Below are 24115 nucleotides of genomic sequence, written 5' to 3'. Positions count from 1 at the left end.
CTTACCACCACTTCTCAGGCTTGGCGGAGAACTGCGCGCGGCTCTCGATCGCGAGGCCGGCGTTGAGGACGCCCTGTTCGTCGAAGGGCTTGCCGATGATCTGCAGACCGAGCGGCAGGCCTTCCGCGTTCAGCCCGGCCGGAACCGACATCGCCGGCAGGCCGGCGAGGCTGGCGGGGACCGAGAAGACGTCGTTGAGGTACATCTCGAGCGGATCGGCGCTCTTCTCGCCCAGCGCGAACGAGGCACTCGGCGTGGTCGGCGCCAGGATCACATCGCAGTGCGCCCAGGCTTCCTTGAAATCACGCGAGATCAGCGCCCTAACCTTCTGAGCCTGCGTATAATAGGCGTCGTAGAAGCCGGCCGAGAGCACATAGGTGCCGATCAGGATGCGGCGCTTGACCTCGGGACCGAAACCGGCGGCGCGGGTGGCGGCATACATGTCCTGCAGGCCCGCCCCATCGGGCAGGTCGCGCAGGCCGTAGCGCACGCCGTCATAGCGCGCGAGATTCGACGAGGCTTCGGCCGGGGCGATGATGTAGTAGGTCGGCAGCGCATACTTGGTATGCGGCAGGCTGATCTCGACGATCTCGGCACCGGCGTCCTTGAGCCAGGCGATGCCCTGGTCCCACGACTTGGCGACTTCCTCGTCCATGCCGTCGAGCCGGTATTCGCGCGGAATGCCGACCTTCTTGCCCGTGAGGTCGCCCGAAAGCGCGGCTTCCCAGTCGGGCACCGGCAGGTCGAGGCTGGTCGAATCCTTGGGATCGAAGCCGGCCATGGCCTCGAGCATGATCGCGCAGTCGCGCACGTCGCGCGCCATCGGGCCCGCCTGGTCGAGCGAGCTGGCGAAAGCTACCACGCCCCAACGGCTGCAACGACCGTAGGTCGGCTTGATGCCCGAGATGCCGGTGAAGGCGGCCGGCTGGCGGATCGAACCGCCAGTGTCGGTGCCCGTGGCGGCCGGCGCCAGGCGCGCGGCGACCGCGGCCGAGCTGCCGCCCGACGAACCGCCCGGCGCGAGCGCGGCGTTGCCGCCGTCGTTGCGGCGCCAGGGCGAGATCACGTTGCCGAAGTACGAGGTCTCGTTCGACGAGCCCATCGCGAACTGGTCGAGGTTGAGCTTGCCCAGCATGCCCGCGCCCGCGTCCCACAGCTTCTGGCTGACGGTCGACTCGTATTCGGGCTTGAAGCCTTCGAGGATGTGGCTCGCCGCGGTGGTCTGGATGCCGCGCGTGGCGAACAGGTCCTTCATGCCGATCGGCACGCCGGCCATCTTGCCCAGCGGCTTGCCCGCGGCGCGCGCGGCGTCGACCGCCTGCGCGGCCTCGACCGCCTTTTCGGGGGTCGGCACGATGAAGGCGTTGAGCGCCTGCTGCGCGGCGGCGACGTTGGCGTTGAACGCCTCGGCCACTTCGACCGCGGTGAAGTCACCCTTGGCCACGCCCTCGCGGATCGCGGCGACGCCGAGTTCGGTTACGTCCGTCATGTTTATTCGATCACCTTGGGCACGCCGAAGAAGCCGTGCTCGGCCGCCGGGGCATTGGCCAGAACGTCGTCGCGCTTGCCGCCGCCGGTCAGCGGATCGGCGTCGATCACGTCTTCGCGCAGGCGCAGCTTGTTCTCGATCACGGCGGTCATCGGCTCGACGCCGGTGACATCGACCTCGCCGAGCTGTTCGACCCAGGCGAGAATGCCGTTGAGTTCGGGGACCATGGCGGCGATCTCCGCCTCGCTCACCTTGAGGCGGGCGAGAGCGGCGATCTTGGCCACGGTTGCGGTATCGACCGACATGGCTTTGCTTTCGTCAGGAAAAGGGAATTACGGCTGCGGCGCGCCTTCGGGCATGCCCTGGACGCCCGGCGGCAACGCGCCGTGGGGGGCGCCGCCCTGCTGCATCTGCATTTGTTGCATCTGCTGCATCATCTGCATCTGGCGCTGGTATTCCTCGCCGCTGATGAAATCGATCAGCTCGATCTCGAAGGTCAGGTCGGTGTTGGCGGGAATCGGGCCCTGGGCCTTGTCGCCGTAGCCGAGCGAGGCCGGGATCTGGACCTTGTACTTGCCGCCCTTCTGCATCTGCTCGAGCGCCTTGGTGAAGCCCGGGATCACGCCCTGCAGCGGGAACACCTTGTTGCTGCCCTCGTCGAAGACCTTCCCGTCGGGCAGGGTGCCCTTGTAGTTGATCAGCGCGACGTCGCTGGCGACCGGCGAGGCGCCATGGCCGGCCGTGAGCGTCGCGACGTGGACCTGCGGCGGCATGGCCGCCCAGGCGATGCCGCCCGCGGCCAGCGCCAGGGCGGCGACGCCGACCCAGATCTTGCTCAGCGAGCCCTTGGCGATCGGCTGAAGAGGTACGCGGGTGATCTCGGTCATCGGGTCGATCCTAGTAATAAGGCCTGCAGAACAGACAGCAAAAAGGGCGCGGAACTGATTCCGCGCCCTCATGGCTCATCGCAAGGCGTGGTTCAAGCTTGCTGGCGCACCCTTTCGGGAACCGCGCCCAGCATCCTACTTGACGCCGTCGCGCTCCAGCCGCTTGCGCTCGAGCTTGCGAGCGCGGCGGACGGCAGCAGCCTTTTCACGGGCGCGCTTTTCCGAGGGCTTTTCGTAGTGACGGCGCAGCTTCATCTCGCGATACACGCCCTCGCGCTGCAGCTTCTTCTTGAGCGCGCGCAGAGCCTGGTCGACATTGTTGTCGCGGACGAGAATTTGCATAAACCGACACACCTCACAAAACGAAGGCCAGAGCCCCACCGATGCAAACGCGCGGGGATTTGCCCAAAAGTGAACAATAGCAGGATAAGCCGAATCCGTTGGGATCGGCTCGAACAGGCGGCCCGCTAGCAAAGAGCGGCAGGCAAGGCAACCCTTTGCTCCATTTCCTTTGCGCGATTGGCGATCATCCGTTGCCCGGTTCCGCCAGTATGCCCGCCAGCCAGGCGATCGCCCGGCCGAGGAAATCGCGCGAAGTCGGCGCATCGGGCGCCCAGGCGACGAAGCCGTGCGCGGCGCCGGGCGCCTCGACGAAGGTCGCCGCGACTCCGGCGGCGGCCAGCTTGTCGGCATAGGCGCGGTCCTCGGCGGCGAAGAGATCGATCGAACCGACCCCGATCCAGGCCGGCGGCAGGCCGGCGAGATCGGTACGGTGCGCGCCCGCGGCATAGGGCGGTACCGCACCACCCGGCTCGCCGCCGAGATAGGACCGCCAGCCGACCCGGTTCGAGGCATTGTTCCAGATCGGGTGCTGTACCGCATCGAGATCGCGCCGGGCGGCGGTGCGATCGTCGAGCATCGGATAGAACAGCCACTGCGCCAGGGGGCGCTCTCCCTCGTCGCAGAGCCGTTGCACCAGGGTTGCTGCGAGCCCGCCACCCGCACTTTCGCCGCCGATCACCACGCGCGCAGGATCGATGTCGAGCTCGCCGGCCCTATCGCGCAGTTCGCGCCAGGCGTGGCGGCAATCGTCGAGCCCGGCGGGAAACGGATGCTCGGGCGCCAGCCGGTAGCTTGCCGCGACCACGATCATGCCCAGCGCCGCGGCGGTCTCCGCGCAGAGCCGGTCGTTCTGCGCGGGCACACCGATCAGGAAGCCGCCGCCATGGATCCACAGCAAAGCCGCGCGCGTCCGCCGCTCGGCCGGCAGATAGACACGCAAGGCGCCGATCGTGCGGATCTCGACACCAGGCACGGCCTGCGTCGGCGTGCGACGCAGCCCCCAGCGGACGAGGCGGCGCACCAGCGAGAACTGCAAAGGCAGCCGCGGCATCCGCTTGACCGCGCCGCGCAGGTCCTCGGCCACGTCATCCAACGTCAAGCGCACATAGGCCATGTAGTGCCTCCCTCCCCCGGTAGTCGGGCGGACATAGGCGGTGGCTCGCACAGGCTCAATGGAGGCGCTGGCGTGATCGCCCCCGCGCAGCTATGGCGCAGCGATGAGCCCACCCTCCTTCCTTACCGCATCCTGCTATGTCGCCGCCGGCGGCGCTGCCGGCTCGTGGCTGCGCTTCCTCGTCGCGCGCGCGCTTTCGCCGACGACCGCTGCCTTCCCCTGGGCGACCCTGACGGTCAATCTCGTCGGCTCGATGGCCATGGGCCTGCTCGCCGGCTGGCTGGCGCGCTTCGGCAGTCCCACGATGCACTCGGGTGAGAACTGGCGCCTGCTGCTCGGCGTCGGCCTGCTCGGCGGGTTCACCACCTTCTCGGCCTTCAGCCTCGACTTCGCCGTGCTGATCGAGCGCGGTGCCCTGGCCACGGCGATGACCTATGTCGCCGCCTCGCTGATCGGCGGCTTCGGCGGGCTGTTCGCCGGCCTCTACCTTATGCGAGCCGTGGCATGAGCATGCAGGACAAGAGCGACCAGGTCCGCCAGTTCACCGTCGGCGCCGACGACGACGGTGTCCGGCTCGACCGCTGGTTCAAGCGCCACCTGCCGCAGGTCGGCTTCGCCACGGTGAGCCGCTGGGCGCGCACCGGCCAGATCCGCGTCGACGGCAAGCGCGCGGGTGTCGACGATCGCCTGACCAAGGGCCAGGTCCTGCGCGTACCGCCGGGCGGCACCATCCCCGAGAAGGGCGGCGCCAGGCCGCGCCGCGAGCTGACCGAGGAGCAGATCGAGAAGGCCGAGGCCATGGTCCTGACCCAGGACCGCGCGGCGATCGTGCTCAACAAGCCGCCGGGGCTCGCCACCCAAGGCGGTTCGGGCACCAAGGAACACGTCGACGGCCTGCTCGATGCCTTCGCTGCCGACGGACCGCGCCCGCGTCTGGTCCACCGGCTCGACAAGGACACTTCGGGCGTGCTGCTGATCGCGCGCACCCCGGGCAGCGCCGCCTATTTCTCGAAGCGCTTCTCGACGCGCACCGCGCGCAAAATCTACTGGGCGCTGATCGTCGGCGTGCCGTCGATCGAGGACGGCATGATCGAGCTGCCGCTGGCCAAGCAGCCGGGCACCGGCGGCGAGAAGATGATGGTAGACGAGAGCGAGCAGGGCCAGCCCGCGCGCACGCGCTATCGCGTGATCGACCGTGCCGGCAATCGCGCCGCCTGGGTCGAGCTGCAGCCGTTCACCGGCCGCACCCACCAGCTCCGCGTCCACATGGCGGCAATCGGCCATCCGATCGTCGGCGACGGCAAGTACGGCGGCCCCGACGCCTTCCTGTCGGGCACGATCAGCCGCAAGATGCACCTGCACGCGCGGCGGCTGATCATCGATCACCCCGACGGCGCGCCGCTCGACGTCACCGCGCCCCTGCCCGAGCATTTCGCCATGGGCATGGAACAGCTCGGCTTCGACGAGGACGACGGCGAAATGCTGATCGAGGCTCCGCGCAAGCCGAGCCGCGAGGTCGAGAAGACCGCGGCCAAGGCCCATGCCAAGCAGTACCGCAAGGAACGCCGCGGCGAGCGCCAGACGCGCAAGAGCGGCGAGCGCGGTCCTGCCGGCTCGGGTCGGGATGCCACTAAGCCCCCCAGCAAGCCCGCCGGCAAGAAGAAGATCGGCGGCCGGCCCAGCGCGCGTTCGGGCGCCGGCGATGGCCCCGGCAGCGGTGCGAAGTCCGCGCCGAAGACGGCGCCGGGCAGGACTGCTCCGGCTCGGCCGACCGGTCGCTCGATCGGCAAGCCCAAGGGTCGGCGGCCGTGACAAGGCATGCGATCCTCCCCGGAACGGGGAGGGGGACCGCGTCGCGTAGCGGCGTGGTGGAGGGGGTTGGCCGGCTGGCGCTCCTCCGCAACCGAGGCGCCAGCGCGATAGCCCCCTCCACCGCCGTTCCGGCGGTCCCCCTCCCCGTTCCGGGGAGGATTTGATCGTGCATCCCAACGCCGCCTTTCGCACCGAAGACCGCGCGCTGATGGAAGCGCTGATCGACGAGATCGGCTTCGGCATGGTCTTCGCGACCACGCCCGACGGCCCGCGCGTCGCGCATACGCCGCTGGTCTGGACCGAGGATGGCGCGATCCAGTTCCACCTGGCGCGCGGCAATGCCCTGACCCGGCATCTCGACGGCACGACCGCGCTGGCCGTGATCAACGGCCCCGAAGGCTACGTCTCGCCGCGCTGGTATGCCGATGCCGAGCAGGTGCCGACCTGGAACTACGTCGCGCTCGAACTCGAAGGCCGTGTCCGCCGGATGGACGTCGACGGGCTGCTCGGCCTGCTCGAGACGCTGAGCGCGCGCGAGGAAGCGCGCGTGACCGAAGGCAAGCCCTGGACGCTCGCCAAGATGCCCGAAAGCAAGCTGCGGCCGATGCTCGGCGCGATCGTCGGCTTCGAGCTCGAGATCCAGGCCTGGCGCCCGACCTTCAAGCTGTCGCAGAACAAGCCTGCCGAAGAACGCGAGCGCGTCGCGACGGGGCTCGAGGCCCAGGGCTCGCGCGCGATCGCCCAACTGATGCGGACACTTGCCTCATGACCAAGCTCGCTGTCTTCGACTGCGACGGCACCCTGATCGACGGCCAGGCCTCGATCTGCCGCGCGATGGACGAAGCCTTCGCCGAAGTCGGCCTGCCCGCGCCCGATCCTCACCAGGTCCGCCGCATGGTCGGGCTCAGCCTGCCGCAGGCGATGCGCCGGCTCTCGCCCGACATCGACGACGATCTGCAACGCAACCTCGTCGACGCCTACAAGCGCGCCTTCCGCGCCCAGCGCGAGGCGGGCGAGCTATCGCAGCAACTGTTCGACGGCATCGCCGATGTGCTCGACGCGCTCCACGGCGCCGGCTGGCAGCTCGCCGTGGCGACCGGCATGTCGCGCCGCGGGCTCGATCACTGCCTGGCCTCGCACGGCCTGTCGAAGCACTTCGTCTCGCTGCAGACCGCCGACAATCACCCGTCGAAGCCCGATCCGGCGATGCTCGAAGCCGCGCTGTTCGAGGCCGCGGCCGAACCGTCCGAGGCGGTGATGATCGGCGACACCGCCTACGACATGCAGATGGCGCGCGACGCCGGAGTCCGCGGGATCGGCGTCGACTGGGGCTATCACACCCCCGAGGAACTGCGCGCGGCCGGCGCCGAGTTCGTCGCCACCAGCCGCGAAGAACTCAAGGCCTACCTGCTGAAATGAGCGAGGATCGCGCCCGCAACCGCTTCATCGTGATCCAGGCCATGCGCTGGATCGGCACGGCCCTGGCGCTCGTCGGCCTGCTGGTAATCAACCGCAAGATCGACCTGCCGATAGAGGCCGGCTATGCCCTTTTCGTCATCGGCCTGCTTGACGCGCTGGTCATGCCCACCCTTCTCGCCCGCCGCTGGAAATCCCCGAACTCATGAAACGTTTCTACAAGCAGGTCTCGGTCGGTCACAACGAAGAGGGCTGGCGCGTGCTGCTCGACGGCCGCGGGCTCAAGACCGTCGGCGGCCGCGCGCAGGCCCTGCCGACGCAGGCGCTGGCCGAGGCGCTGGCCGAGGAATGGGCCGACCAGGGCGAGGAGATCGATCCGGCGCTTTTCGTCATGCGCGACATGGCCGACTATGCTATCGACGTGATCGGCCAGGATCGCAGCGACGCGATCCGCAGCCTCGTCGCTTATGCCGGCACCGATACGCTCTGCTACCGTGCCGAGCCCGACGAACCGCTGCACGAGCGCCAGCAGGAGGTGTGGGAGCCGCTGCTCCACGCCGCCGAGCAGCGCTGGGACGTCCATTTCGAGCGAATCGACGGCATCATGCACCGTCCCCAGCCGGCCGCAACGCTCGCCCGGATGGACGCGGTGCTCCAGGCCGAGAGCGACCATGTCCTCGCCGCGGTCAACACCTTGACCAGCCTCGCCTCGTCGCTGGTGATCGCCCTCGCCGCGCTCGCGCCCGAGGCCGATGCCGACGAATTGTGGGACGTCGCCAATCTCGAAGAGGACTGGCAGGCCAGCCTCTGGGGCAAGGACGCCGAGGCGGAAGAACGCCGCGAACAGCGCCTGTCGGTGTTCGAGACCGCGATGCGTTATGCCCGTCTGGCGCGGGGCTGAACGCACACCCGTTTCCCGCTTTCGTCACCCCGGACTCGATCCGGGGTCCCGCTTCTCGCGGCAAGCGATGAACTACGACGCTCAGCTGGCCCCCGGATCAAGTCCGGAGTGACGGTGAGTATCTGGAGGCCCTGAGGCCCGACTACGGTCACCTTACGAATTGATCGACGAGGCCTATAAGGACGCCATGCGCATCGTCTTCAGCCGCAAGGGGTTCGACAGCACCGCCGGCGGCGCGCCCTCGCCGATCGTCGGCGGTCGGCCGATCTCGCTGCCGATCCCGGCGAGCCATAGCTCGACCACGACCTATGCCGATCTGGGCCACGACGCGCTGGTCGAGCGTGCGACGCGCGGGCGCCTGACCGGCCGATCGCTGTGCCACGACGATCCTCTCTTCGCCGATGGCCTCTGCTGGTTCGGCCAATGCGACGCGGCGCAGGGCCACCTGCGCAAGCAGGGGATCGGGACGGGCGACGTCTTCGTGTTCTTCGGGCTCTTCGCCGACGAGGCCACGGGCGAACGCCATCATCGGATCTTCGGCCACATGCGCGTGGCCTGCCACGGCGCGCCCGAGGCCCTGCGCCTGTCCCCCGAATGGCGCGAGCCGCCGCGCGCGCATCCGCATCTCGCGGGTAGCTGGAACCAGACCAACACGATCTATCACGGTCCCGGCCGTATCGCGCACCATGCCCCGCCCGCGCTGCGGCTGACACGCGAGGGCGGACCACTCAACCGCTGGACTATCCCCGCCTGGCTGGCACGGACCGGCCTGACCTATCACGACCGGCCCGAGCGGTGGATCGACGGCGAACTGGATTCGGCCAAGCGCGGCCAGGAATTCGTCGCGCACGTCGGCGCGGATGTCGAGGCGCTGGCCTGGCTGGCCGAGGTGGTCGCGGAAATCGAACGGTAGATCCGTCCCATATCCAATAATCCCGTCGCCCCTGCGCAGGCAGGGGCCTAACTAACGGTGCGTCCGCGAACCCTCGGTTTCAGAACGAGAGCTCGGCTGGGCCCCTGCCTTCGCAGGGGCGACGGGATTTATCGGGCGAAAGGCGGTGGTGTCAGCCCACCCAGTCCGCGACCTGCGCGGCGACCTCGTTGGCCGCCTTGTTCAGCGCCGGTGCGACGCTCTCGACCTTGGGCGAGACGCCGGGCACGCTGGCCTCGAAACGGCGCGAGACGACATTGCCCGCGCCATCCGAGCGCAGCGCGTCGTAGCGCACCACCACGGTCTGACTGCGCGCGTCGTAGCCCATGTCGAGCAGGCGCCCACCGAGCGTGGTCTTGCCGCCCTCGGCCGCGTCGCCGGCCTCGACCACCAGTCGCTTGCCCTTGGCGCGGATCGTCTCGGCGAGCAGGCGGCGGAACAGGCGCGCGGGCCGCTCGACCCAGGTCGCGTCCTTGAGGTAGGCGATCGTCGCGTCGTCGACCTGGACGGGCACGCGCTGGACGTCGAGCCGGCGCTCGGCCTCGGGATCGAGCACGACCAGCGCCTCGCGCAGGGTCGTCGCACCCATGTCGCCGGCGGGCGCCGTCGCTTCGGGGGTGAGCCCGATCAGCTGCTTGGGCGCCTTGCCGCCGAGGCTGACGCAGCCGCCGAGCAGCAGGAGCGCAGCGAAAGGCGTCGCCAGTTTGATGGATCCGCGCACGATCTGCCCCCTGTCGTTCATGGCTTGTAGTCCGGCAGCTTGCCGCCGCCGACCAGGGCGCCCGCGCCCCGCTCGTCGATCTTCTCGGTCACCTGGCGCAGCGCCCGCGCCGTGGCGCGCAGGTCGCGGATCGCGGCCTCGGCCTCGGGCAGGGTCGAGCCCGACAGCTGACGAATGCCGGGCCGCGCATCGCCGACCGCGCCTTCGAGCGCATTGGCCGCAGCCTTCGCCGCGCCGAGCGTCTGGCGCAGCTGATCGGCCAGGGCATGGCCGTCCTCGCCGAGCACCTGGTCGGCCTTGCCGGCGACGCCCTCGAAGGCGACGAGCGTGCGCGTCGCCTGCTTGAGCGTGCCCTGGAGCTCGGCGATCGTCGCCTTCACTTGCGGGGTCGCATCGGCGAGATCGCCGGTCATGCGGTCGGTGTTGGCGAGGATGCCGCGGATCGACTTCTGGTTGTCGTCGGACAGCAGCAGGTTGAGCCGGTCGGTCAGGGTCGCCAGCCGCTCGAGCAGCAGCGGCGCATTGTTGAGGATAGCGCCGAGCCCGCCCTGCTTGGTCGGGATCACGGGCTCGCCCTCGGGCCCCGGCTCGGTGATCGGCGGCGCGCCCTTGATCGCGCCTTCGAGCATGATGTCCGAGGTGCCGGTGAAGCTGCCCTGGATCGTCGCGGTGGTGCCGACGGTGATCGGCACTTCCTTCTTCACGCCGATGCGCACGCGCACGAAGCTGGGATCCTTCTTCCACAGCTCGATCGTCTCGATCTTGCCCACGGGAACGCCCGCGAACGAGACCTTCGAACCCTGAGCGAGCCCGTCGACCGACTGCTTGAAGAAGATGTCGAACTTGCGCTGATCGCCCTCATTGATCCGGGCGATCCAGATGATGAAGGCGGCGACCATGGCCACCAGGGCCAGGGTCACGACACCCACCCAGACGTGATTGGCTCTTGTCTCCATTGCCCCGCCTATGCCCCTTGTTCGCCTGAATTGTCCACGCTGTCGGCATGGCCCTGTTCACGGGCCTGCGCACCGCGCTCCTGACTGTTCTGGGCAGCCCGGCCACGGGGGCCGTTGAAGTATTCCTGGATCCACGGATGGTCGAGCGCGAGCAGTTCCGGGATCGTCCCCACGGCGATCACCTTCTTCTCGGCGAGCACGGCGACGCGGTCGCAGATCTCGTAGAGCGTGTCCAAATCGTGGGTGATCAGGAACACGGTGAGCCCCAGCGTTTCCTGCAATTCCTTGGTCAGCCGATCGAACGCCGCCGCGCCGATCGGGTCGAGGCCCGCGGTCGGCTCGTCTAGGAACAGCACTTCGGGATCGAGCGCCAGCGCCCGCGCCAGGCCCGCACGCTTCTTCATGCCGCCCGACAGCTCGGCCGGATACTTTGACGCGGCTTCCTCTGGCAGGCCCGAGAGCATGACCTTGTAGCGCGCGATCTCGTGGCGCAGCTCGGGGTCGATCTCGGGATAGAACTCGAGCAGCGGCACCTCGACGTTTTCGGCGACGGTCAGGGTCGAGAACAAGGCGCCGCCCTGGAACAGCACGCCCCAACGCGAGCGGATGTCGATATCGTCGTCGTCCTGGGCATCGGTGATCGAACTGCCGAGCACCTCGATCGTTCCTGCATCGGGGATCTGCAGCCCGATGATCGAGCGCATCAGCACCGACTTGCCCGTGCCCGAGCCGCCGACCACGCCGATGATCTCGCCGCGCCGGACCGTCAGCGACAGGTCCTCGTGGATGACGTGATCGCCGAACGAGTTCTTCAGCCCCTCGATGACGATCGGATTGTCGCCCGTGAAGGGTTCGGCCACGGCGGGCAGGTCGGCCTCATCGACCGTATTGGCGGGATCGTGCTCGCTCATCCCCAGCCCACCTTGGTGAAGAAGATCGCGAAGAAGGCATCGAGGACGATGACCATGAAGATCGCCTGGACCACGGCCATGGTCGTGCGGATGCCGACTTCCTCGGCATTGGCCTTGACCTGCATGCCCTGGTAGCAGCCGGCCAGCGCGATGATCAGCCCGAAGAACGGCGCCTTGACCAGCCCGACCCAGACGTCGTGCATCGGCACGACCTCCTGGATCCGCGCGAGGAAGGTGAAGAACGGGATGTCGAGCGCGAAGTTCGCCAGGAAGGCACCGCCGATGATCGCCATGACCGCGGCATAGAAGCCCAGCAGCGGCATCATCAGCACGGCCGCGAGCACGCGCGGGATGATCAGCGCCTCGACCGGCGAGACGCCGATCGTGCGCATCGCGTCGACCTCCTCGGTCAGCTTCATCGTGCCGAGCTGCGCGGCGAAGGCCGAGCCCGAACGGCCCGCGACCATGATCGCGGTCATCAGCACGCCGAGTTCGCGCATGGCGAGGCGGCCGGTCAGGTTGATCGTGTAGAACTCGGCGCCGAACTGCTGGAGCTGGACCGCGCCCTGTTGCGCGATGACGATGCCGACGAGGAAGCACATCAGCCCGATGATGCCGAGCGCCGAGACGCCGACGAGCTCGATCTGGCGGATCAGCGCCTTCACGCGCAGCTTGCTGGGCTTCTTGATCGTATGCCCGGCCGAGACCACCAGCGAACCGAGGAAGCCGATCACGCCGACCGTGCCCTCGCCCCAGCCGACCACGAGATCGCCGACCGCCGCGGGCACGCGCTCGATCACTTCTGCGCGCGGCGGGGCGATGTCGGCGTCGCCTTTCGAATCCTTGATCGCGGAGATCAGCCGCTCGGCCTGCTCGCTGGCGCCGACGATCTCGGCATCGTGATCGCGCGCGGTGCGCCAGGCGGTCCAGGCGCCGACCGTGTCGATCGCGCTGACGCCCGAGAGATCGATCCGCGCGATCGGCTCGTCGAGTTCGCGCAGCCGCTTGTCGAGCGGGCCTATGCAGGAAACCGTAAGCGCGCCGGTGAGCGCGATGGTGCTAGCCCCGCCCTCCTCCGCATCGGTCGTGAAGTCGGCCCAATCGCGCATCAGGCGAGGTTCATGCGGGAAAATACCTGCCTCGGCAAGTGCGCGAGGGACGATAGACGGCACCGAACCCGCCGCATCGCTTGCGTGCCGCGCGTCCCGCTGGCAAAGGCGCGGGCATGACCGAGACGCAATTGGACAAGACTTTCGACCCCGCTTCGATCGAGGCGAAATGGTACGCGCATTGGGAGGACAAGGGGCTGTTCCGCCCCGAGCGCCCGAACGCCGTGCCCTATACCATCGTCAATCCGCCGCCCAACGTCACGGGCTCGCTGCATATCGGTCATGCGCTGGATAACACACTACAGGACGTTGTGATCCGGTACGAACGTCTGCGCGGCAAGGATGCGCTGTGGGTGGTCGGCACCGACCACGCCGGCATCGCCACGCAGATGGTGGTCGAGCGCCAGATGGAGGCGAAGCAGGACAAGCGCACGAACTATTCGCGCGAGGCCTTCGTCGACAAGGTCTGGGAGTGGAAGCGCGAGAGCGGCGGCACGATCACCGGCCAGCTGCGCCGGCTCGGTTGCTCGATGGACTGGTCGCGCGAGCAGTTCACCATGGACCCGCATTTCACCAAGGCGGTCGTGAAGGTCTTCGTCGACCTCTACAACCAGGGCCTGATCTACCGCGACAAGCGGCTGGTGAACTGGGACCCGAAGCTCAAGACCGCGATTTCCGACCTCGAGGTCGAGACGCAGGAGATCAAGGGCGGCTTCTGGCACTTCCGCTATCCGCTGGCCGACGGCGTCACGCTGGATGACGGCGCGGATCACATCGTCGTCGCCACCACCCGGCCCGAGACGATGCTGGCCGACATGGCCGTGGCGGTGAACGCAGAGGATCCGCGCTACAAGGCGGTGATCGGCAAGGACATCCTCCAGCCGCTGACCGGCCGCCGCTTCAAGGTCGTCGCCGACGAACACGCCGATCCCGAGCTCGGTTCGGGCGCGGTGAAGATCACGCCCGGCCACGACTTCAACGACTTCGAGGTCGGCAAGCGCGCGGGCATCAAGCCCGCCGACATGCTCAACATGTTCGATGCCGAGGCCAAGGTCGTGCAGACGCAGGACGGGCTCGTGCCCGAGAAGTACCTCGGCCAGGACCGCTTCGTCGTGCGCCAGATGATCGTCGAGGACATGAAGACCGCCGGCTTCCTCGTCCCACACGTCACCAAGACCAAGGACGGCGAAGAGATCGAAGCCGACTTCGAGCCGCGCACGATCCAGACGCCGTTCGGCGATCGCGGCGGTGTGGTGATCGAGCCCTGGCTGACCGACCAGTGGTACGTCGATGCCGAAACGCTCGCCCAGCCGCCGCTCCAGGCGGTGCGCAGCGGCGCGATCGAGATCGTCCCCAAGACCTGGGGAAAGACCTTCTTCAACTGGATGGAAAACATCCAGCCCTGGTGCGTCAGCCGCCAGCTCTGGTGGGGCCACCGGATTCCGGCTTGGTATGGACCTTCCCTGGATGGCGATGGCGCCCTCCAGACAGGCGACATAATCCGTATGATTGCGCCGCAAGGCAACATGCAAGAGATCGGTCGCACACGAATGGACACAGTGCCATTTGTCGCGGAGACCCCTGAGGAAGCAATTACTCTTGCACGTCAGTTTTATCCATCAGACTGCACGATCGAAATCACTGATGATCCTGACGCTCGTAGCGAAGGCAAGATCGTTCGCCTTCGCCGCGACGAGGACGTCCTCGATACCTGGTTCTCCTCGGCGCTCTGGCCTTTCGCCACGCTCGGCTGGCCCGAGGCAGACGCGACGCTCTACCAGCGCCACTATCCCAACGACCTGCTGATCTCGGGCTTCGACATCCTGTTCTTCTGGGATGCGCGCATGGCCATGCAGGGCATGCACTTCAACGAGGGCCAGGTGCCGTGGAAGCGGCTCTACCTGCACGGCCTCGTCCGCGCGGCCGACGGGCAGAAGATGTCCAAATCCAAGGGCAATGTCGTCGATCCGCTCGGGCTGATCGACCAGTACGGCGCCGACGCGCTGCGCTTCTTCATGGCCGCGATGGAAAGCCAGGGCCGCGACGTGAAGATGGATGAGAAGCGCGTCGAGGGTTACCGCAACTTCGCCACCAAGCTGTGGAACGCCGCGCGTTTCTGCCAGTCGAACGGCATCGGCGCCTCGACCAGCCTCGCCGCACCGCAGGCCACCTCGGCGGTCAACAAGTGGATCATCGGCGAGGTGATCGACACCGTCGCCGAGCTCGACAAGGCGATGGCCGAACTGCGCTTCGACGCCGCCGCCAACGCGATCTACCACTTCGTCTGGGACCAGTTCTGCGACTGGTACATCGAGCTGATCAAGGGCCAGTTCGACGACGAGACCAAGGCCGTCGCCGGCTGGGTGCTCGACCAGATCCTCGTCATGCTCCACCCCTTCATGCCCTTCGTCACCGAAGAGCTGTGGAACAAGCTGGGTGACCGTCCCTACGAGCTGATCGTCGCGCAGTGGCCGGCGCCGGGCGTCGCCGTCGACGCCGAGGCCAAGACCGAGGTCGACTGGCTGATCGCGCTGATCGGCAACCTGCGCACGGCCAAGGCCGAACTCGGCATCGCGCCGGGCGCGCGGCTCGACGCCTACCTGCCCGATCCCAGCGCGACGACGCGCGCGATCATCGAGCGCAATCCGGCCGCGGTCGACCGCCTCGCCCGCCTCAACGGCATCCAGTTTGCCGCTGCGCCGGCCGGCGCGGCCATGGCGATCGGCGCGGGCGACGCGAACATCGTCGTGCCGCTCGAAGGCGTGATCGACATCGCCGCCGAGAAGACCCGTCTCGAAAAGGCGCTCGCGGTCTCACAGAAGGAGGCCAAGTCGCTCGAAGGGCGTCTGGGCAATCCCTCCTTCGTCGAGAAGGCCAAGCCCGAAGCCGTCGAAAAGGCCCGCGCCGACCATGCCGCCCACGCCGCCGAGGCCGAGCGTCTCGCCGCGGCGCTGGCGCGGTTGGGGTAAGTTTCTTCATCCTCCCCGGCAACGGGGAGGGGGACCGCGGCGCGAAGCGGCGTGGTGGAGGGGGTGCGCCGCCAAGGCGCTCCCTCCCCGCGTTGCACTTGGACGAGAACCCCCTCCACCCCCGCCCTACGGGCGGCGGTCCCCCTCCCCGTACCGGGGAGGAATTGCTTTCCTACCGCGCCGCAAAGTGAGAAAGCGCCTGCCATGTCCCTTTGCTCGCCCTCGCAATTCCAGGCTTTTGCGCGCTTGCGCCGCGCGCAAGGTGACACTTTCGCCCATTACCCCCTGTCACTTTCGTCACCTTTGTCACCTTGTAGCCCCGCCCCATGCCGCTGATCCTCGCCACCACCGAACCCGGCGAGCCCGAGATCTTCGCCTCGATCCAGGGCGAAGGCGCCTCGGTGGGCAAGCCCTGTACCTTCGTGCGGCTGTCGCGCTGCAACCTCGCCTGCGTCTGGTGCGACACGGCCTATACTTGGCGCTTCACCGGCGATAACCGTCCGCACCGCGACGGCCTCGCCTTCGACCGCACCAAGGAACAGGTGACGCTCTCGGAGGAAGAGACCGCCCGGCGCATCGCCGCGCTCGGCCAGCATCGCCTCGTCATCACCGGCGGCGAGCCGCTGCTCCAGGCGCCGGCGCTCGCCCGCATGGTCGCGCACTTGCGCGAACTCGTCCCCTGCACGCATGTCGAAGTCGAGACCAACGGCTCGGTCCCGCCATCGCCCGCGCTCGACGCCCTGGTCGATCAGTACAACGTCAGCCCCAAGCTCTCGCACAGCGGCAATCCCGCCGATCTCGCGCTGAACCCCGAACGCCTCGCGCACTGGGCCGCCGAGCCGCGCGCCTGGTTCAAATTCGTCGTCGCCGAGCCTGCCGACGTCGACGAGGTCCTGGCGATCCAGCAGGCCCACGCGATCCCCGGCAGCCGCATCTTCCTGATGCCCGAAGGCCGCGACAGCGCCACGATCCGCGAGCGTTCGCGCTGGCTCGCGCAAACCTGTTCGGAAAACGAATTAAATCTCACGGACCGCTTGCATATCCATCTGTTCGGCGACACCAGAGGGACGTGAACGATAATAAGCTAGCTGAGGATCGCGGAGAGAGCACACGCGGATCAGGGCATCCCCAGGGCGATCTGACCCAGGGGCCGATCCTGCGCACCCTGCTGATGTTCTCGGTGCCGATGCTGCTGTCGAACGTGCTGCAGACGCTCAACGGCTCGATCAACGCGATCTGGGTGGGCCGGCTGATCGGCAATTCGGCGCTCGCCGCCACGGCCAATGCCAATATCGTGATGTTCCTGCTGTTCGCCGCGGTGTTCGGCTTCGGCATGGCCACCACGGTCCGCGTCGGCCAGTTCTTCGGCGCGCGCGACATCGACGCCGCGCGGCGGACCTTCGGCGCCGGCATCGGCCTGTGCATCGTCCTCGCCATGACCACCGGCGTGCTCGGTGGCCTCCTCTCGCGCCCGCTGCTCCACCTGCTGTCCACACCGGCGGCGATCGAGACCGAGGCCTTGGCCTATCTGCAGGTGATCTTCTTCACCATGCCCTTCGGCACGCTGTCGATGATGGTCGGCATGGGGCTGCGCGGCGCCGGCGATTCCAAGACGCCGCTCTATGCGATGATCCTGACCGTCGCGCTCGACATCATGCTCAACCCGCTGCTGATCCGCGGGCTCGGCCCCGTGCCGGCCTTCGGCATCGCCGGATCGGCCTTCGCCACCGCGGTCGCCAGCTTCGCCGGGGTGATGCTGATGATCGCCACGATCTATCGCAAGGACCTGCCGCTGCGGCTGCGTGGCGCCGAGCTGCGCTATCTGATCCCGAACGGGCCCGACCTGCGCTACGTGCTGGGCAAGGGCCTGCCGATGGGCGCGCAGATGCTGATCATGTCGGCCGCCGGCGTGATCATGGTCGGGCTGGTCAACCGCGAGGGGCTCAACGCCTCGGCCGCCTATGGCGCCTCGCTGCAGCTGTGGAACTACCTGCAGATGCCCGCCTTCGCGATCAGTTCGGCGGTCAGCGCCATGGTCGCGCAGAGCCTGGGCGCCGGCAATCACGGCCGCGTCGGCGAAGTCACCCGCGTCGGCATGATCACCAATGCGATCATGACCGCGGCGCTGGCCGCGTTGATCGTGCTGTTCGACCATCCGCTGCTGGCACTGTTCCTCGGCAGCGACAGCCCGGCCATGCCGATCGCCGAGCACATCCAGCTCGTCGTCACCTGGTCCTTCGTGCTGATGGGCGTGATGATGGTCCTGGGCGGCACGATGCGCGCTTATGGCGCGGTGGTGGTGCCGCTGATCATCATGACGATCTCGCTCTATCCGGCGCGTCTCGGCTTCTATTTCCTGGCCGTCCCGCACATTGGCGGCGAGGCGGTGTGGTGGGCCTATCCGGTGGGATCGGGCGTCTCGGCCGCGCTGACCTGGGCGTTCTACCTCAGCGGCAGGTGGAAGAAGGACGCCAAGCTCGAGGCCGGCCGGCCGGTGCCCGAACAAACGGCCGAACAGCCGGCCTGACCCTGCTTACCGCCCGCCGGCGCGCCAGCGCTGGACCGTGCGGTAGACCATGTCTTCCTCGCCGCCCGAGCCGTTCCACAGCTCGCTGAACGAGGGGTCTTCCGAGGCCGGGCGCTTGTGCTCCTCGAGGTCGTCGAACGAGACGCGGATCGGGATCGCGACGCCCTCGCCGCAGATGATGCACTCGCGGTTGCGCAAGGCCGGGATCGAGTCGAGGAAACCGCGCGCGCCTTCGGGCATGGCCGCCTTGACGAAGGCCTGGTCGCGGTCGTTGTTGAGACGCATCGAGATGATCGTGCCGCACTGCGACAGCACGCCTTCGGCGAGGTCCGACGGGCGCTGCGTGATCAGGCCCAGCGAGATGCCGTATTTACGACCCTCCTTGGCGATGCGCGACAGGATCTTGCCGACCGAGGAACCATCGGCGTTCTTCTCGTTCGGGACGTAGCGGTGCGCCTCTTCGCAGACGAGCAGGATCGGCCGCGTCTTCTCCTCGCGGCCCCAGACCGCGAAGTCGAAGACCAGGCGGCTTAGCACGGCGACCACCGTCGAGGTGATTTCCGAGGGCACGCCCGAGACGTCGATGATCGAGATCGGCTTGCCGCGTGCGGGCAGGCGGAAGATCTTGGCGATGAACTCGGCCATCGTATCGCCGACCAGCATGCCCGAGAACATGAACTGGTAGCGCGGATCGCCCTTGAGCTCGTCGAGCTTGGCCTTGACCCGCATGTAGGGCGCCGAGTTGGTCGCCTTGTCGAGCTTGCCCATCTCGTTCTGGAGAATGTTCGACAGGTCCGAGAGCAGATAGGGAATCGGCGCGTCGACCGTGATCTTGCCCATCTGCTCGGCCAGGCGGTTCTTCGAGCGCGCCTGGAGCAGGCAGCGCGAGAGGATGTCGGCGTCCTGCTGGCGCTCGTTGCCCGACGAGGTCAGGAACATCTCGCAATGCTCCTCGAAGTTCATCAGCCAGTAGGGCATCTGCAGGTTGGTGACGTCGAGGATGATGCCGTTGTTGCGGAAGGCCGCCGAATATTCTCCGTGCGGGTCGATCAGGATGACGTGGCCTTCGGGCGCGGAATCGCAGATCCGGTGGAGGATCAGCGCGGCACTGGTCGACTTGCCGGTACCGGTCGAACCGAGCAGCGCGAAGTGCTTGCCCAGCAGCGCGTCGGTGTAGAGGCCGGCGCGGATGTCCTTGGTCGGATAGACGTTGCCGATCTGGATGCTCGATCGGCCGTCACTGGCATAGATCTGCTTGAGGTCGGCCGAGGTCGCCGGATAGACCAGCGCGCCCGGGATCGGATAGCCGGTGACGCCGCGGCGGAACGAGTGGATGCGGCCGGTCAGCCGCTCCTCGTCGCCCTCGCCCAGGAAGTCGACCGCCGAAAGGATGCCGCCGCCGTTGCGCTGGTCCTGCTTCTGGTTGCGCACGCTGGCCAGAAGCCAGGAGTTGCCGACGCGGATCTTGACCTGGCTGCCGACCTGACCCGACAGCGCGACCGAGGGATCGCGATCCTGCGAACATTCGTTGAGCCGCTGCGGATCGAAGGCGATCTGGCTGCCCGAACCGCTGACGTCGAGAATGACGCCGATCGGCTGGCTGGCGTTGACCGAGACGGCCGACAGGTCGCTCGGGCTCGCCGGTTGGGCCTTGTCAAAGCCGTTTATGCTCATGTCGGACATTCACCAGGCTCCGGGATATTCCGGCAAATGCCTAGTCGCCAGTCGTTAACATCGCCCTAAATCGGCGCTCCCAGAGCCCCTAGACCAGGGCGAACAGGCGGCCGGCGATCCAGCCCATCAGCACCGAGACGCTGACCGCGAGCAGGCCGTACCAGAAGCTCTGCTGATCGGCGAAACGCACGATCGCACCCTCGAAGCCGAGCTTGCGCACTTCGACGCGGCTGATCGCCGAGGCGACGACCCGGCCCTTCTGGATCGCGAAGGTCTCGGCCGTATATTCGCCCGTCGGCACGCTCGACGGCAGCGCGATGCGCGCCTGATAGAGCACCTGCTCGCTGATCTTCACGCCGCTGTCCTGCTCCTGATAGAGCTGGCCGCGGCGGTTGAGATCGACCAGGCCCGCGGCGAAACGCTCCTGCACCGGCGTGTCGATCGTGCCGATCGGCGAGAGCTGCAGCGAGGGCAGGCCGAGTTCGTAGATCGCCGCGGTCTTCTCGTCGACGATCTGGCGGATCGGCCGCGAAGACGCGACGGCGTAGAACAATGGCGCCGAGCGGAAGCCCGTGCTCTCGGCATTGATCCACATCCCCGCGACCTTGCGCTTCTCGCGCACCAGGATCGACTGGATCGGCCCCTTGAGCACGACGGCGATGTCGTAGTCGCGCCCGGCGCGCGTGCCCTCGGGATTGAGGATCGCACCGAACAGCAGCAGTTCGGTGCCGGTGAAGCCCTGGCGCACCTCGACCGTGTGCTGCGACACCTCGGGCACCAGGATCGGATCACGCGCGCCGGTGAGCAGGACCAGAGCCAGCAGGGCCAGCAGGCCCCTCATGTTTCTGGCCCGGTCATAGGGGGGCCACCGTGAAGATCTCGTCGGGCCGATAGGTCAGCCCCAGGAACAGCCGCAGCGCCACCAGCAGCACGATCGCCGCGAGCACGAGACGCAGGTAGACGGGACTCGCCTTCTGCGCGAACTGCGCGCCGAGCTGCGCGCCGGTGACCGAACCGATCAGCAGCAGCGCGGCGAGCACGATGTCGACCGCCTTGGTGGTCAGTGCGTGCATCATCGTCGTGGCCATGGTCACGAACAGGATCTGGAACAGCGAGGTACCGACGACCACGCTGGCGCTCATGCCGAGGATGTAGAGCATCGCCGGGACCAGCACGAAGCCGCCGCCGATGCCCATCAGCATCGTCAGGATGCCCGTCGCCATGCCCAGCAGCAGCGGCGCCAGCGGCGAGATGTAGAGCCCCGACTTGTAGAAGCGCCAGCGCAGCGGCAGGCTGGCGACGAGCGGGTGGTGACGCCGCTTGGCCGCCGGGATCGGCACGCCGCTGCGCTGCGCGCGGATCGTCTGGATCGACTCGCGCGCCATCAGCCCGCCGATCGAGCCGAGCAGCACGACGTAGAGCACGTTGATCACCGTATCGATCTGGCCGAGTTCCTCGAGCACGCGGAACAGCACCGCGCCGATGCCCGTCCCCAGGATGCCGCCGGCGACGAGCACCGCGCCCATCTGCACGTCGACACCGCCCCGCCGCGAATGGGCGAAGACGCCCGAAACGCTGGCACCGGTGACCTGGCTCGCGGCAGAGGCGGCGGCGACGGTCGGCGGAACCCCGTAGAAGATCAGCAGCGGCGTGGTCAGGAACCCCCCACCGACGCCGAACAGACCCGACAGCACACCGGTCAACGCGCCGAGCGCGACGATGATCAGGCCGTTGACCGAAAGGTTGGCGATCGGAAGGTAGACGTCCATCTGCGCGTCTTGTCGCGAACCCCGGCCGGCAAGGCAAGCCGGCGCGAGGTCAGAAACCTGCGGACAGCGTCAGCGCCGGTCCCGAGCTTGGCGCGGCATTGCCCGCCACGCGGAAGCGCCAGTCGACGCCGAGCCGCGCGCCGGCCCGCTCGCCGATGGGCATACCCACCACCGCAGTGGGCCCGACGTCGAGCCGCGAGGCGCCTTTCTGCGCCCCGCCCCAGATGCCGCCGCCCGCGCGCAGCTCGCCGCGGCCGAGCCGGATCAGCCGGCGGTCGACGCGAAGCTGGCCGTCGGCGAAGGCGCTGGCGAAATTGCCGCCGACATAGCCGGTCTGGGCGTAGAACTCGGCGCGCGCCGCCAGTGGCAGGTCGACCGGTGCGAACTCGGTATAGGCGAAGGCCGCCGCGCGCGTGCGCGTGCCGCTCGGCTGCGCATTGATCCGCGCCTCGGCCGCCACCGCGATCGGCAGGCCGGCGATCGGCCGCGCCGAAACCCCGAGCGCCGCTTCGCGCTCGCGCGAACCGTTGAGCGCGGCACTGCCCCGCAGATAGAGCGTGGGACGCTGCGCGGACTGCGGCGCGAGACGATATCGCACGACTGCACCGACCTGGCTCGCGCCGTAGGTCGCGGGGGCAAAACCGCCGGCCGGCGTGACCGTCCCGCCGCGGCGCAGCAGCAGCCAGCCATCGGCCGACCAGCGCGAAGTCGAGGCCGTACGCGGCCGTGCGGGCTGCGGAGCCGGCTGAGGCGCCGGAGCCGCGACGATGGTCGGCAAGGGCACTTGCGACAGCGCCGCCATCCACAGGAGCTGGTGCCCCGCCGAGAGCCGGACCGGCACCGGCTCGGCGCCCTCGCGCGGCATCGGCGACGATCGCACGGCCCGCCGCGTCGCGTCGAACTCCGACCGCGCCCAAGGCTGTGGCGGTGCCGGCGGCGGGACGAAGCGCGGCGCGAGCGGCCTCGCGTCGGGCGACGGCCTCACCGTCGGCCGTTCGGGCGAAGCTGGCTCGCGCGGCGCCGGCGCCACGACAACGGGGCCATCGCTATCCACCGAAGTCGATGCGGGTGTCGCTGCATCCCAGGCGATGACGCGCAGCACCACCCAGCCGCCGAGCAGCGCCATCAGGGCGACGAGCGGCTGCCCGCGGTAGGAGCGTAGGGATTTCACGGGGCGATCCAGGCCGTCGTCGAAGCGGGATGCACGGCATGATGGGTCTTGTCCCAATGCACGAGCTCGCCGCGCAAGGTGCGGACATAGGCCTTCAGCGCACGTCGCCCGGCCAGGATCGCCACCCAATTGGCCATCGGGATGCGCAGGAACGAGCGCGCGCCTTCGGCCAGGCCGTACTCGCGCGTGGTGAAACCGAAGCGCCAGATCGCGCGCCACAGGAAGGATGCGAAGCTGATCGCGATCAGCGTGCGTACAAGGGGATCGACTGGCTCGCTCGCGGCCCAACCCGCCATCCAAGCAAGCCCGAGCGTGAATTCGACCAAGATCAGGATATAGGCCGCGGCCAGCACGACCGAGGTCAGCGGACCGTGCCGGTCGCGCAGCGCCATCCACATGTCGAGCGGCCGGTTCGACCAGCCCAGGCGATCCCAGCCCTGCAGCGCAATGCCATGGATCCAGCGCGCCTTCTGCCGGATCGCCGCTTCGAACTTGCTCGGAAAGAAGGCGCGCGTCGCGACCAGATCGCCGCTGGCGTCGCGCAGGCGCAGGAAGCGGCTCTTGCCGCCGCTGCGATAGACCAGCACGCCGAGTTCGTAGTCCTCGGTCAGGCAGTCGCTCGCGAAGGGGCCTTTGCCGCCCTCGTCCATGCGCAGCAAGGCCAGCTGCGACAAGGTGGCGCGCGCGAAGCCGCAGCCGACTCCGGCGGCCGGGATGGCTGCGCCGATAGCATCGCGCACGACCATGGCCTTGCCATGCGCCTCGGCAAATTCGTCCGAATAGTGCCCGGCGACCCATGGCGAGTGCGGCTGCGGCATCGGGCGCACGGGAAGCTGCACGAAGTCCACCTCGACCAGCGCCTGCGACATCGCCGTCAGTGCCGCAGGATGGACCATGTCCTCGGCATCGTGGAGGATCACCGCGGCGAAGGCCTGGCCGCTGCGCGCCTCGTCGGCGCAGACCGCGGCGTAGAGCCGGTTTAGGCAATCGGCCTTGGTCGTGGGGCCCGTGCGATCGTTGACGATCAGCCGCACCCGCGGATCGTCGCCCGCCCCCGCCATGGCCGCGGCCAGGGTAGCCGGATCGTTGCGATAGCAGCCGACGTAGAGCACCATGTCGTGCTGCGGCCAGGCGCGCAGGGTATGGGCGATCATCTCGCCGATCACCGCATCTTCTCGCCAGGCCGGCACCATAACCGCGGCACGGCCTGCCAGCGGCGCCTGTTCCGCACCTTTCGGCAACGTCCTCTCGCCGATGCGGCCGGTCAGCCTGAACCAGACGAACAGCAGGTCGACCGCGAACTCGTCGAGTGCGCCGAGCACGAACCAGAATGCAGCGAACAGCAGCAGCTCGTATTCGACCAGCCGCAGCCAGTCGAACACCTGCGGCAGGATGGTCATGCCCTCAGACCCCATG

Annotated in this window: 24 protein-coding genes; 10 read left to right on the top strand and 14 right to left on the bottom strand. The window is 68.2% G+C overall.

Annotated elements, in window-relative coordinates; genetic code table 11:
• Position 1: 1 nt before the first annotated feature.
• The 5 genes from gatA to OLX23_RS01385 form a co-directional block, all read right to left on the bottom strand.
• Positions 2–1489, bottom strand: a complete 1488-nt coding sequence (gene gatA / locus OLX23_RS01405) for an Asp-tRNA(Asn)/Glu-tRNA(Gln) amidotransferase subunit GatA (protein WP_264442417.1) — start codon at positions 1487–1489, stop codon at positions 2–4.
• Between the two features lie 2 nt (positions 1490–1491).
• Positions 1492–1794, bottom strand: a complete 303-nt coding sequence (gene gatC / locus OLX23_RS01400) for an Asp-tRNA(Asn)/Glu-tRNA(Gln) amidotransferase subunit GatC (RefSeq protein ID WP_264442414.1) — start codon at positions 1792–1794, stop codon at positions 1492–1494.
• A gap of 27 nt (positions 1795–1821) precedes the next feature.
• Positions 1822–2376: an FKBP-type peptidyl-prolyl cis-trans isomerase gene (locus OLX23_RS01395; protein WP_264442412.1), complete on the bottom strand. Its 555-nt coding sequence runs from the start codon at positions 2374–2376 to the stop codon at positions 1822–1824.
• Positions 2377–2511: 135 nt separating this feature from the next.
• Complete coding sequence (gene rpsU, locus OLX23_RS01390; RefSeq protein WP_217398364.1) at positions 2512–2718, bottom strand: 30S ribosomal protein S21; 207 nt, start codon at positions 2716–2718, stop codon at positions 2512–2514.
• 184 nt (positions 2719–2902) lie between these two features.
• On the bottom strand, positions 2903–3832 hold the full coding sequence (locus tag OLX23_RS01385; RefSeq protein ID WP_264442409.1) for an alpha/beta hydrolase: 930 nt from the start codon (positions 3830–3832) through the stop codon (positions 2903–2905).
• A 103-nt stretch (positions 3833–3935) separates the two neighbouring features.
• Here OLX23_RS01385 and crcB point away from each other — a divergent pair, with 103 nt between their 5' ends.
• The 7 genes from crcB (at position 3936) to OLX23_RS01350 (ending at position 8874) form a co-directional block, all read left to right on the top strand.
• The gene (gene crcB / locus OLX23_RS01380) at positions 3936–4340 is read left to right on the top strand and encodes a fluoride efflux transporter CrcB (protein ID WP_264442408.1); all 405 of its coding nucleotides are present in this window, start codon (positions 3936–3938) and stop codon (positions 4338–4340) included.
• Positions 4337–5644 (top strand): RluA family pseudouridine synthase, encoded by a 1308-nt coding sequence (locus tag OLX23_RS01375; RefSeq protein WP_264442406.1) that lies wholly within the window; start codon positions 4337–4339, stop codon positions 5642–5644. The genes crcB and OLX23_RS01375 overlap by 4 nt, the downstream gene beginning before the upstream one ends.
• Positions 5645–5810: 166 nt before the next feature.
• Positions 5811–6413 carry an FMN-binding negative transcriptional regulator gene (locus tag OLX23_RS01370; protein ID WP_264442405.1) on the top strand — a complete coding sequence of 201 codons (603 nt, stop codon included), beginning with the start codon at positions 5811–5813 and terminating at the stop codon, positions 6411–6413.
• Positions 6410–7063: an HAD-IA family hydrolase gene (locus tag OLX23_RS01365; RefSeq protein WP_264442404.1), complete on the top strand. Its 654-nt coding sequence runs from the start codon at positions 6410–6412 to the stop codon at positions 7061–7063. The genes OLX23_RS01370 and OLX23_RS01365 overlap by 4 nt, the downstream gene beginning before the upstream one ends.
• On the top strand, positions 7060–7269 hold the full coding sequence (locus OLX23_RS01360; protein WP_264442402.1) for a hypothetical protein: 210 nt from the start codon (positions 7060–7062) through the stop codon (positions 7267–7269). The genes OLX23_RS01365 and OLX23_RS01360 overlap by 4 nt, the downstream gene beginning before the upstream one ends.
• Entirely contained in the window at positions 7266–7961 is a 696-nt protein-coding gene (locus tag OLX23_RS01355) for an ATP12 family chaperone protein (RefSeq protein ID WP_264442401.1), read from the top strand. Before OLX23_RS01360 ends, OLX23_RS01355 begins: the two co-directional genes overlap by 4 nt.
• A gap of 187 nt (positions 7962–8148) precedes the next feature.
• The gene (locus tag OLX23_RS01350) at positions 8149–8874 is read left to right on the top strand and encodes a hypothetical protein (RefSeq protein ID WP_264442398.1); all 726 of its coding nucleotides are present in this window, start codon (positions 8149–8151) and stop codon (positions 8872–8874) included.
• Between the two features lie 151 nt (positions 8875–9025).
• Here OLX23_RS01350 and OLX23_RS01345 read toward each other — a convergent pair whose 3' ends face one another.
• From OLX23_RS01345 to OLX23_RS01330, 4 genes are read right to left on the bottom strand one after another with little or no spacing between them, the layout of a single operon-like run.
• Entirely contained in the window at positions 9026–9613 is a 588-nt protein-coding gene (locus OLX23_RS01345; RefSeq protein WP_319641284.1) for an ABC-type transport auxiliary lipoprotein family protein, read from the bottom strand.
• A 17-nt stretch (positions 9614–9630) separates the two neighbouring features.
• A complete protein-coding gene (locus OLX23_RS01340) occupies positions 9631–10569 on the bottom strand; it encodes an MlaD family protein (protein WP_264442397.1) in 939 nt (312 codons plus the stop codon).
• Between the two features lie 8 nt (positions 10570–10577).
• Positions 10578–11480: an ABC transporter ATP-binding protein gene (locus OLX23_RS01335; protein ID WP_264442396.1), complete on the bottom strand. Its 903-nt coding sequence runs from the start codon at positions 11478–11480 to the stop codon at positions 10578–10580.
• A complete protein-coding gene (locus OLX23_RS01330) occupies positions 11477–12589 on the bottom strand; it encodes an ABC transporter permease (protein WP_264442394.1) in 1113 nt (370 codons plus the stop codon). The genes OLX23_RS01335 and OLX23_RS01330 overlap by 4 nt, the downstream gene beginning before the upstream one ends.
• Positions 12590–12705: 116 nt before the next feature.
• Between OLX23_RS01330 and OLX23_RS01325 the strand changes: the two genes are divergently transcribed.
• From OLX23_RS01325 to OLX23_RS01315, 3 genes are all read left to right on the top strand, one after another.
• A complete protein-coding gene (locus OLX23_RS01325) occupies positions 12706–15558 on the top strand; it encodes a valine--tRNA ligase (protein WP_264442393.1) in 2853 nt (950 codons plus the stop codon).
• A gap of 326 nt (positions 15559–15884) precedes the next feature.
• Positions 15885–16631, top strand: a complete 747-nt coding sequence (locus OLX23_RS01320) for a 7-carboxy-7-deazaguanine synthase QueE (RefSeq protein WP_264442391.1) — start codon at positions 15885–15887, stop codon at positions 16629–16631.
• A gap of 98 nt (positions 16632–16729) precedes the next feature.
• A complete protein-coding gene (locus tag OLX23_RS01315) occupies positions 16730–18085 on the top strand; it encodes an MATE family efflux transporter (RefSeq protein ID WP_413629777.1) in 1356 nt (451 codons plus the stop codon).
• A 6-nt stretch (positions 18086–18091) separates the two neighbouring features.
• Here OLX23_RS01315 and OLX23_RS01310 read toward each other — a convergent pair whose 3' ends face one another.
• The 5 genes from OLX23_RS01310 to OLX23_RS01290 form a co-directional block, all read right to left on the bottom strand.
• Entirely contained in the window at positions 18092–19759 is a 1668-nt protein-coding gene (locus tag OLX23_RS01310) for an ATP-binding protein (protein ID WP_413629776.1), read from the bottom strand.
• Positions 19760–19847: 88 nt separating this feature from the next.
• Complete coding sequence (locus OLX23_RS01305; protein WP_264442386.1) at positions 19848–20600, bottom strand: TIGR02186 family protein; 753 nt, start codon at positions 20598–20600, stop codon at positions 19848–19850.
• 13 nt (positions 20601–20613) lie between these two features.
• On the bottom strand, positions 20614–21528 hold the full coding sequence (locus OLX23_RS01300) for a sulfite exporter TauE/SafE family protein (RefSeq protein WP_264442385.1): 915 nt from the start codon (positions 21526–21528) through the stop codon (positions 20614–20616).
• A gap of 49 nt (positions 21529–21577) precedes the next feature.
• On the bottom strand, positions 21578–22699 hold the full coding sequence (locus tag OLX23_RS01295; RefSeq protein ID WP_264442383.1) for a hypothetical protein: 1122 nt from the start codon (positions 22697–22699) through the stop codon (positions 21578–21580).
• Positions 22696–24099, bottom strand: coding sequence for a glycosyl transferase family protein (locus OLX23_RS01290; RefSeq protein WP_264442382.1), 1404 nt, complete (start codon positions 24097–24099; stop codon positions 22696–22698). The genes OLX23_RS01295 and OLX23_RS01290 overlap by 4 nt, the downstream gene beginning before the upstream one ends.
• Positions 24100–24115 lie beyond the last annotated feature (16 nt).

The sequence above is a fragment of the Novosphingobium sp. JCM 18896 genome (genome assembly GCF_025938095.1).
Classification (GTDB): domain Bacteria; phylum Pseudomonadota; class Alphaproteobacteria; order Sphingomonadales; family Sphingomonadaceae; genus Novosphingobium.
Note: the sequence above shows the minus strand (reverse complement) of the source record. Positions and strands in the feature narration are given on the sequence as shown.

What these genes read in the sequence shown, in the direction of transcription:
- gatA (WP_264442417.1), bottom strand. Translation starts at nt 1,489, where the DNA reads ATGACGGACGTAACCGAACTCGGCGTCGCCGCGATCCGCGAGGGCGTG.
- gatC (WP_264442414.1), bottom strand. Translation starts at nt 1,794, where the DNA reads ATGTCGGTCGATACCGCAACCGTGGCCAAGATCGCCGCTCTCGCCCGC.
- OLX23_RS01395 (WP_264442412.1), bottom strand. Translation starts at nt 2,376, where the DNA reads ATGACCGAGATCACCCGCGTACCTCTTCAGCCGATCGCCAAGGGCTCG.
- rpsU (WP_217398364.1), bottom strand. Translation starts at nt 2,718, where the DNA reads ATGCAAATTCTCGTCCGCGACAACAATGTCGACCAGGCTCTGCGCGCG.
- OLX23_RS01385 (WP_264442409.1), bottom strand. Translation starts at nt 3,832, where the DNA reads ATGGCCTATGTGCGCTTGACGTTGGATGACGTGGCCGAGGACCTGCGC.
- crcB (WP_264442408.1), top strand. Translation starts at nt 3,936, where the DNA reads ATGAGCCCACCCTCCTTCCTTACCGCATCCTGCTATGTCGCCGCCGGC.
- OLX23_RS01375 (WP_264442406.1), top strand. Translation starts at nt 4,337, where the DNA reads ATGAGCATGCAGGACAAGAGCGACCAGGTCCGCCAGTTCACCGTCGGC.
- OLX23_RS01365 (WP_264442404.1), top strand. Translation starts at nt 6,410, where the DNA reads ATGACCAAGCTCGCTGTCTTCGACTGCGACGGCACCCTGATCGACGGC.
- OLX23_RS01360 (WP_264442402.1), top strand. Translation starts at nt 7,060, where the DNA reads ATGAGCGAGGATCGCGCCCGCAACCGCTTCATCGTGATCCAGGCCATG.
- OLX23_RS01355 (WP_264442401.1), top strand. Translation starts at nt 7,266, where the DNA reads ATGAAACGTTTCTACAAGCAGGTCTCGGTCGGTCACAACGAAGAGGGC.
- OLX23_RS01350 (WP_264442398.1), top strand. Translation starts at nt 8,149, where the DNA reads ATGCGCATCGTCTTCAGCCGCAAGGGGTTCGACAGCACCGCCGGCGGC.
- OLX23_RS01340 (WP_264442397.1), bottom strand. Translation starts at nt 10,569, where the DNA reads ATGGAGACAAGAGCCAATCACGTCTGGGTGGGTGTCGTGACCCTGGCC.
- OLX23_RS01335 (WP_264442396.1), bottom strand. Translation starts at nt 11,480, where the DNA reads ATGAGCGAGCACGATCCCGCCAATACGGTCGATGAGGCCGACCTGCCC.
- OLX23_RS01330 (WP_264442394.1), bottom strand. Translation starts at nt 12,589, where the DNA reads ATGCGCGATTGGGCCGACTTCACGACCGATGCGGAGGAGGGCGGGGCT.
- OLX23_RS01325 (WP_264442393.1), top strand. Translation starts at nt 12,706, where the DNA reads ATGACCGAGACGCAATTGGACAAGACTTTCGACCCCGCTTCGATCGAG.
- OLX23_RS01320 (WP_264442391.1), top strand. Translation starts at nt 15,885, where the DNA reads ATGCCGCTGATCCTCGCCACCACCGAACCCGGCGAGCCCGAGATCTTC.
- OLX23_RS01315 (WP_413629777.1), top strand. Translation starts at nt 16,730, where the DNA reads ATGTTCTCGGTGCCGATGCTGCTGTCGAACGTGCTGCAGACGCTCAAC.
- OLX23_RS01310 (WP_413629776.1), bottom strand. Translation starts at nt 19,759, where the DNA reads ATGAGCATAAACGGCTTTGACAAGGCCCAACCGGCGAGCCCGAGCGAC.
- OLX23_RS01305 (WP_264442386.1), bottom strand. Translation starts at nt 20,600, where the DNA reads ATGAGGGGCCTGCTGGCCCTGCTGGCTCTGGTCCTGCTCACCGGCGCG.
- OLX23_RS01300 (WP_264442385.1), bottom strand. Translation starts at nt 21,528, where the DNA reads ATGGACGTCTACCTTCCGATCGCCAACCTTTCGGTCAACGGCCTGATC.
- OLX23_RS01290 (WP_264442382.1), bottom strand. Translation starts at nt 24,099, where the DNA reads ATGACCATCCTGCCGCAGGTGTTCGACTGGCTGCGGCTGGTCGAATAC.